The 12,215-nt window shown below is 63.1% G+C and carries 10 protein-coding genes; 6 read left to right on the top strand and 4 right to left on the bottom strand.

Annotated elements, in window-relative coordinates; genetic code table 11:
* The first annotated feature begins 9 nt into the window (after window positions 1-9).
* On the top strand, window positions 10-2,112 hold the full coding sequence (gene recG, locus IPM06_14225) for an ATP-dependent DNA helicase RecG (GenBank protein ID MBK8771581.1): 2,103 nt from the start codon (window positions 10-12) through the stop codon (window positions 2,110-2,112).
* A 6-nt stretch (window positions 2,113-2,118) separates the two neighbouring features.
* Here the strand turns inward: recG and IPM06_14220 are convergent, their stop codons facing one another.
* A complete protein-coding gene (locus IPM06_14220; GenBank protein MBK8771580.1) occupies window positions 2,119-2,883 on the bottom strand; it encodes a DUF502 domain-containing protein in 765 nt (254 codons plus the stop codon).
* A 47-nt stretch (window positions 2,884-2,930) separates the two neighbouring features.
* Between IPM06_14220 and IPM06_14215 the strand changes: the two genes are divergently transcribed.
* A complete protein-coding gene (locus tag IPM06_14215; GenBank protein ID MBK8771579.1) occupies window positions 2,931-3,308 on the top strand; it encodes a YbaN family protein in 378 nt (125 codons plus the stop codon).
* Between the two features lie 7 nt (window positions 3,309-3,315).
* On the opposite strand, the gene IPM06_14210 is transcribed toward IPM06_14215, so the two are convergent.
* Window positions 3,316-4,230, bottom strand: a complete 915-nt coding sequence (locus IPM06_14210) for a sel1 repeat family protein (GenBank protein MBK8771578.1) — start codon at window positions 4,228-4,230, stop codon at window positions 3,316-3,318.
* A gap of 319 nt (window positions 4,231-4,549) precedes the next feature.
* Between IPM06_14210 and IPM06_14205 the strand changes: the two genes are divergently transcribed.
* Both IPM06_14205 and IPM06_14200 read left to right on the top strand, forming a co-directional pair.
* On the top strand, window positions 4,550-5,668 hold the full coding sequence (locus tag IPM06_14205) for a DUF898 domain-containing protein (GenBank protein ID MBK8771577.1): 1,119 nt from the start codon (window positions 4,550-4,552) through the stop codon (window positions 5,666-5,668).
* On the top strand, window positions 5,668-6,762 hold the full coding sequence (locus tag IPM06_14200) for a M48 family metallopeptidase (GenBank protein ID MBK8771576.1): 1,095 nt from the start codon (window positions 5,668-5,670) through the stop codon (window positions 6,760-6,762). The genes IPM06_14205 and IPM06_14200 overlap by 1 nt, the downstream gene beginning before the upstream one ends.
* Here the strand turns inward: IPM06_14200 and IPM06_14195 are convergent.
* Together IPM06_14195 and IPM06_14190 are read right to left on the bottom strand one after the other, a co-directional pair.
* Window positions 6,757-7,047: a chorismate mutase gene (locus tag IPM06_14195; protein MBK8771575.1), complete on the bottom strand. Its 291-nt coding sequence runs from the start codon at window positions 7,045-7,047 to the stop codon at window positions 6,757-6,759. The genes IPM06_14200 and IPM06_14195 overlap by 6 nt on opposite strands.
* Window positions 7,048-7,133: 86 nt before the next feature.
* A complete protein-coding gene (locus IPM06_14190; protein ID MBK8771574.1) occupies window positions 7,134-9,218 on the bottom strand; it encodes a ComEC/Rec2 family competence protein in 2,085 nt (694 codons plus the stop codon).
* Window positions 9,219-9,334: 116 nt separating this feature from the next.
* Between IPM06_14190 and IPM06_14185 the strand changes: the two genes are divergently transcribed.
* Together IPM06_14185 and gltA are read left to right on the top strand one after the other, a co-directional pair.
* A complete protein-coding gene (locus IPM06_14185; protein MBK8771573.1) occupies window positions 9,335-10,759 on the top strand; it encodes a glutamate--tRNA ligase in 1,425 nt (474 codons plus the stop codon).
* A 113-nt stretch (window positions 10,760-10,872) separates the two neighbouring features.
* On the top strand, window positions 10,873-12,171 hold the full coding sequence (gltA, locus tag IPM06_14180) for a citrate (Si)-synthase (protein MBK8771572.1): 1,299 nt from the start codon (window positions 10,873-10,875) through the stop codon (window positions 12,169-12,171).
* Window positions 12,172-12,215 lie beyond the last annotated feature (44 nt).

The following is a 12,215-nucleotide window of genomic DNA, read 5'->3' as shown; positions in this document are numbered from 1 at the left end:
AGCCTCACCATGCGGCCCGATGTCCTCACCCCGTTGTTTGCTTCCGTCACCAGCCTCAAGGGCGTGGGCGACAAGGTGGAGGCGCTGTTCCGGAGGCTCGTGGGGAGGTCGGACGAAGTGCGGCTGGCGGACCTGCTGATGCACCTTCCATCGGGTCTTGTCGACCGGAGATACCGATGCAAGATCAAGCAGTTGCCTGAACAAGGTATTGTGACGGTTGAGGTGACGGTGGGGGCGCACAAGCCGCCACCGCGAGGGCGCGCCAACATTCCCTACCGGGTGGAGGTGCATGACGACACGGGGCACATGTCGCTTGTCTTCTTCCGGGCTTTTCCGGACCACCTCAAGCGCATCCTGCCGGAAGGCGAGACCCGCGTCATTTCCGGGGCAATCGAATGGTTCCGCGCCGACGCCCAGATGAGTCACCCCGATCACATCGTCACCCGCGAGGAATTTGCGCACCTGCCGCTGATCGAGCCGGTTTATCCCATGACGGCGGGGCTGTCGTCGAAGGTCATGGCGAAGGCGATGCAGGCAGCGCTGACGCGCCTGCCTGATCTTCCGGAATGGCAGGACGCGGCTTGGCTTTCCAAGAACGCCTGGCCGGATTTCGCTGCGGCGCTTCGCGCCTGCCACAGGCCGGAAACGCTTGCGGCGCTTGAAAGCAACAGCCCGGCACGCCAGCGTGTCGCCTATGACGAGTTGCTGGCGAACCAATTGGCGTTGATGCTGGTGCGGCAGAACATGAAGCGGGCCTCCGGGCGCGTTCTGCGCGGCACGGGTGAGCGCCGGACACAGATCATCGCGGCCCTGCCCTATACGCTCACCACATCGCAGGTCACGGCCTCTGAGGATATTCTCCGCGACATGGCGCAGCCCTTGCGGATGATCCGCCTGCTGCAGGGCGACGTGGGCGCTGGCAAAACCGTCGTGGCGCTACTCGCCCTTGCGGCCGCCGTGGAAGCGGGAACGCAGGGTGCCTTCATGGTGCCGACGGAAATTCTTGCACGGCAGCATTTCGCCACGCTCTCAAAGATGGGCGCCGCGGCCGGACTGCGGATCGGCCTGCTAACGGGCCGCGAAAAAGGTGCGGCGCGCGACGAGGTGCTGGCCGCACTCGCCTCCGGGGCTATCGACATTCTCATCGGCACACACGCCTTGTTCCAGGACGAAGTCACCTTCCGCGACCTCGGACTTGCCGTGATCGACGAACAACACCGCTTCGGCGTGCACCAGCGTCTTGCCCTCCAGGCCAAGGCCAATGAAGCGCCGGACCTGCTGGTGATGACGGCGACACCGATCCCCCGCACGCTTGCGCTCACGGTCTATGGCGACATGGACGTTTCCAAGCTCACAGAAAAGCCTGCAGGACGCTTGCCCATCGACACACGCGTGATGCCGCTCTCGCGCATCGACGATATCGTGGCGGGGCTGGCGCGGTCCCTCTCGCAGGGTGTGCGCGCCTATTGGGTGTGCCCGCTGGTGGAGGAAAGCGAAGTTGTCGACATGGCTGCGGCGGAGGATCGCTACGCAGCGCTGGCCAAGGTGTTCCCCGGCAAGGTCGGTCTCGTGCATGGCCGCATGAAGGGCAAGGACAAAGACGCCGTCATGGCTGCCTTCAAGGCGGGCGCGTTGTCGGTCCTGGTCTCGACGACGGTGATCGAGGTGGGAGTCGATGTGCCGGAAGCCTCCATCATGGTGATCGAGAATGCGGAACGTTTCGGACTGTCGCAGTTGCACCAGTTGCGCGGGCGCGTGGGGCGCGGCTCCGCCAAATCCAGTTGCCTGCTGCTCTACCAGGAACCGCTGGGCGAGACGGCAAAAGCGCGGCTGCAGATCATGCGCGACACGGAAGACGGTTTTCGCATCGCCGAAGAAGACCTGCGCCTGCGGGGTGCAGGTGAAATGCTGGGCACGCAGCAATCCGGGCTGCCCGTGTTCCGCATGGCCGATCTCGCCATACATGGGGACTTGCTCAGTGCGGCGCGGGATGATGCGGCGCTGATCCTGCGCATCAACCCGCAACTTGCCGGAGCTCGCGGCGCGGCGTTGCAGACGCTGCTCTATCTTTTCGGCCGTGATGAAGCTGTCCGCCTGATTTCGGCGGGGTGACAGGCGCTATTTCGTGCGGCGGACCTTGCGGGCCGGCTTCGCCCGTTGCGGCGCCAGTCTGGGGCTTTCCACGGCGGGAGGAATCGTTGCGATCTTTTCCGCAGCCGCTGTTGGCCGGTCGGGGAACACCAGTCCCATGGAAATCACCAGCTTCAGTCCGTCCTCGACACTCATCGGCAGGATGTCCACCTCGGCTTCGTCGACGAAGACCACATAACCACCGGTGGGATTGGGCGTCGTGGCGACGTAGACGGCATACATCTTGCGGCCCGTTTCCAATCCGATCTGCCCGCCATCCAGCTCGCGGGAGACAAAGGCAATCGTCCACATGTCGCGGTGTGGCCAGCGGACCCGGCAGACGAATTTGAAGTTGGTGCCCTTGTCGGCAAAGATCGTCTGAAAGATCTGCTTCGATCCCTTGTAGACGGAGCGGACCACCGGCGTGCGGTGGATGATGCTATCCCACCAACCGATCAAGGTGCGGCCCACGAGGTTGGCCGCGAGAGCACCCACCGCCGTGATGATGAGCAGTGCCACCACAAGGCCTGTTCCCGGAACCTTGAAGGGGAGATACGTATCCGGATTGTAGTGCAAGGGAATGAGTGGCTTCACCACGCTGTCAAACAGCGAGATGAACCACAGTGTTGCCCACACGGTGATGGCGGCGGGGGCGATGATGACCACACCGGTGAAGAAATAGGCGCGCAGACGCCCCAGAAACGATCGTTTCTGTTCCTCGCTGTCGGGCTTTTTCGGGTCCAATTCGGCCATCTCACGTGATTGCATTATTCGGCAGGCCAGTGCAAGCATCCCCCACAATGAGTGCCAACCGCTTCGCGAAACCGTTCTTTCTTGCCTTGGGTTGGATCAGTGTCCTGCTTGGGCTTGTGGGCATCGCCCTCCCCATTTTGCCGACCACGCCCTTCCTCATCGTGGCAGTTTGGGCCTTCAGCAAAGCCTCACCGGAGCTTGCCGAGAAGATCCGCAATCATCCGACAGCAGGCCCTTACATCCGCGACTGGCAGGACCATGGCGTCATTCCCTTGCGCGCCAAGATGCTGGCTACGGCGATGATGCTTGGCGCCGCCGCCGTACTGTTCTTCTGGAGCAGTATCCTGTGGGTTCCTGCCGTGGCGGCGGGCATCATGGCGGCGGTTGGTGTCTATATCTGGACGCGGCCGTCACGCCACGATTGAGGGCAGCCTATTGCGACGGGGCGGGATACTGGTCGGCCCAGACGCGGGCGCGGGCTTCAGCTTCCAGACGCTCGTCTTCCTCCAGCGCGCTGTTCAACTCGTTGTAGCGCTCGATGATCTTGCGGTCTTCGGACGGATTGGCCGTCTGCGAGGCCAGCACATACCACATGAGGGCGCGCACCTGATCCTGTTTCACGGCATTGCCGCGCCAGTAGAGATCGCCCAGGTAGGCTTGTGCACCTGGGTGGCGCTTGCGGGCGGCCGCGGTGAGCCATTTCAGGCCCTGCTGCGGGTTCTTCTTCATGCCCTCGCCCTTCAGGCTCATGACACCCAGCGCAAAGCTCGCTTCTGGATGGCCATAGGTGGAGGCGAGGCGGAGATAGACGCGGGCGGCACGCCCCGGATCGGCCTTGATGCCGGCTTCCGGCACGCCATGGCGGATGTAATAGGCAATCCAGATCTGGCTATCGACCATGATCTGGAGGCGTTTGTGGTCGGGCTCGTCGGGATCGAAATTTTCGGCCACACGCTGGTAGTAGCTGTAGGCCATGGCATCGCTCGCCGATACGCCCCGGCCCAGCCGGTACATGTGGCCGAGATACCAGTCGGCGACGGAGTTGCCGTCTTCCGAGGCGCGGCCAAAGAACTTGAAGGCCCTGCCATAATCGCCCTTGTTGTAGGCCTTGCGGCCTTTCTTGAGGTCATCCGTCCAGAACGGGACGAGATCAAGTTTGGGCAGTCTCACCTGCGGCACCGCCTGCAGGTAGCGGAAGAAGCCGGAACGGTCCTCCTCGCTGGGTTCTTCCTGGGCGAAGGCCGGGGCGTGAAGGGCAGCAATTGCAGCCCAAACAAGCAGCAGAAGCGTGCCGAGGTGCACCCACCTACCCGCTTTCAATCCAGCGCCTGCCCGCAACCCGATCACGATCTAATTGTCACTCCGCACATGATGTTCCGGATTCCCGGCCACCTGATTCCACTTCCAATACCCGGCAAAAGCGACTGAACCATTGCCGGATGCAGACCGAATCTGGGCGGAACTTTGATCGGGGCCCGACGCATCACGCTTTGCGGCGTACGCAGCAATTGCGGCGGATCATGGCAAGGAATTCGGGGCGGGTTCCCTCGCTTTCACATATTGGTTAACTGTTGCAAGAAAGACACAAGGGCTGTGACTGTAACCATGGGTTGACGGCTTGGCCTGCGGTTGGAAGACTGCGCGCATTGATTTGCGAGCCCTCCCCATGACCGAATCCCTTCCGCCGTCCGCGCCAGAACGCCTGACCTTCACCTATGTCCCCCGGGCGGGCCTGCTGAAACTGACGATCGTCAATTTCCTGCTGTCGGTGCTTACCTTCTCGATCTACCGGTTCTGGGCCAAGACGAATGTGCGCAAGCACATCTGGTCTTGCGTCCATGTCAACGGCGAACCGCTGGAATACACCGGGCGAGGCAAGGAACTGTTCATGGGGGCGCTGATGGTGTTCGTCTTCCTCGTTCTGCCCATCGTGTTGGTGACGGGGGGAATCAGTCTCATGTACGGGCCGGACTCGCCGCTTCTCATCATTCCGCAGATGATCATCATCTTTGCGATCTACATCTTCTGGGGCTTTGCCATCTACAAAGCGCGCAAGTACCAGCTGTCGCGCACCCAGTGGCGAGGCATCCGGGGCACGCTGGCGGGATCGGCCATGACCTACAGCCTTCTGTATTTCGGCTCGCTCCTCGCCAAGGGCATGTCACTGGGCTGGGCCACGCCGGTCATGAATACGGTGCTGCAAGAGCAGATGACCAACGACATGCGCTTCGGCGATGCCGCCTTCAAGTTCAAGGGCCGTGCCGGCCCCCTCTATCCCACCTATGCGGTCTGCTGGATCCTGTCCTGCGCAGCCCTCGTCGGGGCCGTGGTGCTGGCTGTCATCACCATCGCCGGATCCCAGGCGCTGCAGGATTTTTTCACCGGCCCCAGTGAACTTTCCAAGCCGGCGGAGATCGTCGCTTACGTCTTCATCGGCCTCGCTGTCTTCCTGGTGTTGACGGCGCTCATCATCCCCATGCTGTGGTCGATCTACATCGCGCGCGAACTGCGCACCTTCGCGGCCTACACGCGCTTCGACGGCGCGCAGTTTTCCCTCGATGCCTCGGCCGGGTCGGTGATCTGGCTCAGCGTGGTCAACATCCTGATCCTCATCTTCACCCTTGGCATCGGCTGGCCCTTCATCAACCAGCGTCTGGTGCGCTTTGTCGTGGACCGCCTTTCGCTGCAGGGCATGATTGACGTGGACCGCATCCGGCAATCGCAGGTGCCGCTGGACAAGCGTGGCGAGGGTCTTGCGGACGCCTTCGATGTCGGAGGTCTGTGATGTCGATACCGGCCACATATTTCGATGGAGAATCCGCCCGCGACCGCGCCATCATGCTCAGTGCGGAAGCGAACGAGCTTGTTTTTTCCGGTCCTGACGTTGCCGAAACACGCTGGAGCGTCGCGGGCCTGCATCCGGTCGATCCGCCCTCGCCCGGGCAGCCCTTCCGTATCACGCATCATTCCCGGCCGGGTGCGCGGCTGGTGATCCGTGACGAGGCCTTCGTCCAGAGACTCGTGGCGGACCACAAGCACCTGCGCGGCGGCTATTCCTGGGTCCATCTTCGCCAGGTGGCGATGTGGACGCTGGGCGGCGTAGTGGCATTGGCGGCTATCGGCTATGTGCTGGTGTCGTTCTTGCCGCAAAGGGTTGCATTTGTGTTGCCCGAGGCGTGGCGAAACCGCGTGGGGGAACAGGTGGTCAAGGGACTGGTCAGCGGTGCGCGGCTCTGTTCCACTGCGGAGGCGGAAGCGGCCAAATCCGCACTGATCGCCGCCATTGCGCAGGGCAATCCCGACCTGCCGCCCATCGCCATGGAAATCTACGACATGGCGCTGGTCAATGCCTTCGCGGCACCCGGTGGCAAGATCATCTTCACGCGCGGCATCCTGGAGAAGGCAGATACGCCGGAGGAAATCGCGGGCGTTCTCGCCCATGAAGCGGGTCATGTGGCGCACCGCCATCCGGAGGCGCAACTGGTGCGCATCACGGGCATGCAGGTGTTGATCAGCGTGATGACCGGCAGCAACGGCGGAGATTTCACCAGCAACATGGCGGCGCTTGCAGCCCTGCTCCGCTATTCCCGCGATGCCGAACGCGAGGCGGACGCCTATGCGCGTGACACGATGGACAAGGCCAGCATCAACCCCATGGGTCTCCGCACTTTCTTCGAGAAGATTCTCAAGGACAGCAATTCCTCCACGCCCGCTGCGAAGCAGCCCTCGGCGCTGGACAAGCTGGGGAATGTCTTTTCAACCCATCCGGGAACGGAAGACCGCATCAAGAACATCGTGCCGCTGCCGCCGGGCCGCCTGCCCGTGGAGGTGATGACCCCGGAGCAATTCAAAGCCCTCAAGTCGGTCTGCGGATCATGACTCTTTAAGCTGTTTTTCCTCGAAGGCCACGAACCAGTCGATCATGCCCTTCCACAGCGTGCGGGCAAGATCGGGCGAGAGGCCTGCTGCTTCGGCCTGACGCGAGACGCCCTCCAGTACTTCCTCGATCCGTTCCGGAATGAAGGCAGGGAGTCCATCGCGTTCCTTGATGGCGATCACCTGTTCCACGATCTTCTGGCGGCGCGCCAGCACCTGCACGAGTTCGCTGTCCACGCGGTCGATTTCGCGGCGCAGCTTCAGCAGGTCCGGCGGAGTGGCGATCATGTCATGTCCTCGTTTGCGAACCACCTCGTGGCGGGTTCGGCGCGACGCCGCAATGTGCCAATCCGTCCCAGAATACAACTGCGAAACTATTTCAGCCGCGGGCGGGGCCAGACGCGCCAGGCGCGGTCTCCCTGTGCGCCGCGGGCCGTCGCCACCTCCACGCCTTGCGGGGTGAATGTCAGGGCATGGGCGCCCTGCCGCCAGACATCGAAGCGGTCAATCGTGGCGAGCGTTCCCTTGCAGCGGCGGCGCAACGGATATTGCGCGATGATGACTGCGGCGCGCGGGCACGGCTTGATGGGGGCTGCCGTCTCGCGCAGGAACACCACGTCCCTCCCCTTTACCGTGGCCCGGCATTGGCTTGCGTCGCAGGTCCACAAGGGCCATTTGGCGGCGTCGGCCGCTTTCTGGTTCTGCCCGCGTGCCAGCAGCCACTTGTTGACGGAGAAGCGCCCGCGCTTGTCGGGCAGCGGCACCAGATAGCCGGTTTGATCGACAGCGGCCGCCGTCTGTGTCCGTTCTTCCACCAGGACATCCGGCGAGGACTGCTGCCAGACCAGTGCGATCCCGATGGCCAGCAATGGCAAGGAGAGCCAGCGGAGCGCGCTTCGTGGCATGGCGAGGAAGGCCGCCGCGAAGGACAGTGCCGCCGCCGCTTCCGCACTCAGCAGCGGCATGGCGAGGCCCGCATTGGGCCAGCTTGCCACCCAATCGGAAATCGCCATGACGACGCGCAACCCCTGTTCCATCACCATCAGGGGAAGCGCCTCAAGTCCGAAGGGCATCAGCAGCACTGCCAACAAGGCCATGGGCATCACAGCGACACTGGCGACCGGCAAGGCCAGGGCATTGCTGACCACGCTGTAGAGCGCGAGCCGGCCGAAGTGGTGGGCGGCGGGAATGCTCGACAGTCCGCCTGCAATGAGTGAGGCGGCAAGTGAGGTGAGCGCCAGATGCACCAGCTTCCACATCCAGCGCCACAAACGTCCCGCCGTGGCAGGTGCGGCGCGGGGCATGCGAAGGCTCCACCATTCAAAGAAGGCAGCGAGGCCCATGACGGCAAGGAACGACATCTGGAAACTGGCGGCAACCGCCTGTTCGGGCGAGAACAGCAGGATGAAGACCGCCGCCACCGCGAGATTGTGCAGGGAGATTGCCGGACGGTCCACCATCACGGCAAAGAACATGACGGCGATCATGATGAAGGAGCGTTCCGTTGCGGCACCTCCATCGGCCAGCAACATGTAGAAGCCGCCAACAACAAGGGCCGCACCCGCCGCCCATTTCTTGATCGGCCGCCGCAGCGCCAGTGCTGGCGAGAGCGCCAGCAGTGCCCGCACCAGCCAGAAGGACGTGCCCGCTACCATGGCCATGTGCAGGCCGGAGATCGAGAGGATGTGGAACAGGCCAGAGGCCTGCAGGCTTGCATTCATGGCCTTCGGGATGCGTGCCCGCTCGCCGGTGATGAGCGCATCGGCGAATGAGCCCAAAGGCCCCTCGATCACGGCCGCCACGCGCGCACCGATGGTGGCGCGAAGACCATGCAGGCTCCGGCGCAACTGATAGCGCAGGGGCACGTCTCCCTTCTCCACGGTCGGAGGCGCGGTGAAGCGTCCTGTGGCGCCGATCGACTCGAAGAACAGGCTGCGGCCATAGTCAAATGCGCCCGGTGAAACGGGCAGCGGCAGCGGCAACAGCATGGCGGTGCCACTGACACGGTCGCCGATCTGCGGCGTGTCCATCTGGCCCGTCACGGTGAGGCGTACGCGGCGCGGCACTTCCTCCGGCGGCAATCCGCTCGCCGTTTCCACATCGACGACGAGCGTGAGGCGCTTGGCGCTGGGGCGGTCCACATCGCGCAGCCGACCTGTGATGGTGGCACCCGGAACATAAGCGCGCAACAGCGGCGTGCTTACCCATGCGGTGCGCAGGTCTGCGCCCACGAAGCCCATGAAGATGAGGGCGACGGCCACGAGCGTCGGGATGTGGCGGAAGCGCAGCGCGAGGGCACCAGCACAGACGGCCAGCGACACTACCAGCGGCCAACCCGGTTCGTGCGCCAGGGCGAAGTAGCCCCAGATTCCGGCGACCAGCAGCATGGGCGTCCACACCGTGAGGCGCGCGCCCTCGATTTCGCCGATCCGCGCGGCGGCGCTGCGCCAGGACGCCATGGCAGCCGCCATCCGTGCATGGCCTTTGACGGCCACGGACCCTGTGCTATCCGGCTCCACAACGGCCATTGCTGCCCCACCCCCTGACGACCAAGGCTACAAGGAATTAGGCGTACATGTCATCGCCCGTGATCACTCGTTTTGCACCCTCGCCCACTGGCTTCCTTCACATCGGGGGCGCGCGCACGGCACTGTTCAACTGGGCCTATTCGCGGGGCCGCGACGGCAAGATGCTGTTGCGCATCGAAGACACTGACCGCGAACGCTCCACTGATGCGGCCGTGACCGCGATCCTTGACGGCCTCACCTGGCTTGGCCTCACCTGGGACGGCGATGCGGTGTCGCAGTTCGCCCGCGCAGAGCGTCACCGCGAAGTGGCACACGAGCTGCTGAAGCGCGGCAAGGCCTATTACTGCTACTGCTCGCCGCAGGACCTGGAGGCAATGCGCGCCAAGGCGGAAGCCGAGAAGCGGCCTATCCGCTATGATGGCACGTGGCGCGACCGCGATCCTTCCACCGCTCCCGCTGGCGTGAAGCCCGTGATCCGCTTCCGTGCGCCGCAGGAGGGCGAGACGGTGATCGACGACCAGGCACAGGGCCGCGTTGTCATTCCCAACAAGGATCTCGACGATCTCATCATCCTGCGTTCGGATGGCAATCCCACCTACAATCTGTCTGTCGTGGTGGACGACCATGACATGGGCATCACGCACATCATCCGCGGCGTCGATCATCTCACCAATGCAGCGCGGCAGACGCAGATCTATCTCGCCATGGGTTGGAGCGTGCCGTCCATGACCCACGTGCCGCTGATCCACGGGCCGGACGGCGCGAAGCTCTCCAAGCGCCATGGTGCGTTGGGTGTGGAGGCCTATCGTGCCATGGGCTATCTGCCCGCGGCCCTGCGCAACTATCTCGCACGCCTGGGCTGGAGCCACGGCGACGATGAGATCTTCTCCACCGGGCAGCTGGTGGAATGGTTCGATCTGGGGGCGCTGGGCAAGTCGGCGTCGCGCTTCGATTTCGCCAAGCTGGAGAATCTCAATGGCCACTACATCCGCCACACGCCGGATGCGGAGTTGTTGAACCACCTGCTCGCCTTCATGCCCTACGCCGAAGGTGGGCCGGAGCTTCTGGCGCAGACCGACGATGCGATGAAGGCCAAGTTGCTGCATGCCATGCCCGGTCTCAAGGAGCGCGCCAAGACACTGGTGGAACTGCTGAAGGGCGCGGCCTTCCTCTATGTGCGGCGTCCCCTGCCCATGGATGACAAGGCGAAGCAGATTCTGGCCGATGGCGGACAGGCCGCACTTGCGGCCCTGCAGCCGGTCCTCGACGGCGCATCCGCGTGGTCGGCCCCGGTGCTGGAGGCTGCGGTGAAGGCTCATGCCGAACAGACAGGAATCAAGCTCGGCAAATTCGCACAGCCGCTCCGCGCTGCTCTCACGGGAACTTCCACCTCTCCCGGCATCTTTGATGTGCTCGAAGTCCTGGGACGGGAAGAAGCGCTCGCCCGCATTGCAGACCACGCCGCCACTTGACCCTGGCGCGTATCAAATGCGACGCTTTATCGTTCCAAAGTCGCAAATAGTGCAGCAAGGTTGACCTTTTTGGTGCGCCGCAATAGTGTCTGCCGAACAAGTGGGAGTCCGTGATGGCCGAGAGCAAAAAGACCGCCAAGCTGGAATTTGATGGCAAGACGGTGACGCTGCCCGTCCACTCCGGTTCAATCGGGCCGGATGTGATCGATATCGCATCACTCTACAAGGAAACGAAGGCGTTCACCTTCGATCCCGGCTTCACCTCCACGGCCTCCTGCGAATCCACCATCACCTACATCGATGGCGATGCAGGCGTACTTCTCTATCGCGGCTACCCTATCGAGCAACTGGCCGAACAAGGTGACTTCATCGAGACCTGCTATCTGCTGCTCTACGGTGAATTGCCCACGCCTGCGGAACGGCAGAAGTTTGAAAACACCATCACACGCCACACCATGGTGCATGAGCAGATGGCGCTTCTTTTCCGCGGCTTCCGCCGTGACGCGCATCCGATGGCGGTCATGGTCGCGGTGGTGGGCGCGCTCTCGGCTTTCTATCACGACTCGGTTGACATCAACGATCCGCGCCAGCGCGAAATCGCCTCGCACCGCATGATCGCCAAGCTGCCGACGATTGCGGCCATGGCCTACAAGTATCACATCGGCCAGCCCTTCGTTTATCCGAAGAACGACCTCTCCTATGCAGCGAACTTCCTGCACATGTGCTTTGCCGTGCCGTGCGAGGAGTACAAGGTGAACCCGGTGATGGCACGCGCCATGGACCGTATCTTCGTGCTGCACGCCGACCATGAGCAGAACGCCTCCACGTCCACCGTGCGTCTTGCGGGCTCGTCGGGTGCCAACCCCTTCGCCTGCATTTCCGCGGGCATCGCCTGCCTGTGGGGCCCGGCGCATGGCGGCGCCAACGAGGCCGCCCTCAAGATGCTGTCGGAAATTGGCCGGCCCGAGAACATTCCGGACTTCATCTCCAAGGTGAAGGACAAGAACTCCAACGTGCGCCTGATGGGCTTCGGGCATCGCGTGTACAAGAACTACGATCCGCGCGCCAAGATCATGCAGGCCACCGCCAAGGAAGTGTTTGACCAGTTGGGCCTCGTGGAAGACCCGCTGCTGCAGGTGGCGCAGGAACTGGAGAAGGTGGCGCTGTCGGATGAATATTTCATCTCGCGCAAGCTCTATCCGAATGTGGATTTCTATTCCGGCATCATCCTGCGCGCCATGGGTTTCCCCGTGAGCATGTTCACCGTGCTCTTCGCGCTGGCCCGCACCGTGGGCTGGATTTCGCAGTGGAAGGAAATGATCGAGGAGCCGAACCAGAAGATTGGCCGTCCGCGCCAGCTCTACACTGGCCCCACCCGCCGCGACTACGTGCCCATGGGTTCGCGGGGCTAAACCAACGACACTGGTTTAATGGCCCGAGAAATCTCTGCCGTCAG

Source organism: Hyphomicrobiales bacterium (genome assembly GCA_016710435.1).
Taxonomy (GTDB): Bacteria; Pseudomonadota; Alphaproteobacteria; order Rhizobiales; family Aestuariivirgaceae; genus Aestuariivirga.
This window is presented reverse-complemented; position numbering and strand designations above follow the sequence as displayed.

What these genes read in the sequence shown, in the direction of transcription:
- recG (MBK8771581.1), top strand. Translation starts at nt 10, where the DNA reads ATGCGGCCCGATGTCCTCACCCCGTTGTTTGCTTCCGTCACCAGCCTC.
- IPM06_14220 (MBK8771580.1), bottom strand. Translation starts at nt 2,883, where the DNA reads ATGGCCGAATTGGACCCGAAAAAGCCCGACAGCGAGGAACAGAAACGA.
- IPM06_14215 (MBK8771579.1), top strand. Translation starts at nt 2,931, where the DNA reads ATGAGTGCCAACCGCTTCGCGAAACCGTTCTTTCTTGCCTTGGGTTGG.
- IPM06_14205 (MBK8771577.1), top strand. Translation starts at nt 4,550, where the DNA reads ATGACCGAATCCCTTCCGCCGTCCGCGCCAGAACGCCTGACCTTCACC.
- IPM06_14200 (MBK8771576.1), top strand. Translation starts at nt 5,668, where the DNA reads ATGTCGATACCGGCCACATATTTCGATGGAGAATCCGCCCGCGACCGC.
- IPM06_14195 (MBK8771575.1), bottom strand. Translation starts at nt 7,047, where the DNA reads ATGATCGCCACTCCGCCGGACCTGCTGAAGCTGCGCCGCGAAATCGAC.
- IPM06_14190 (MBK8771574.1), bottom strand. Translation starts at nt 9,218, where the DNA reads ATGGCGTCCTGGCGCAGCGCCGCCGCGCGGATCGGCGAAATCGAGGGC.
- IPM06_14185 (MBK8771573.1), top strand. Translation starts at nt 9,335, where the DNA reads ATGTCATCGCCCGTGATCACTCGTTTTGCACCCTCGCCCACTGGCTTC.
- gltA (MBK8771572.1), top strand. Translation starts at nt 10,873, where the DNA reads ATGGCCGAGAGCAAAAAGACCGCCAAGCTGGAATTTGATGGCAAGACG.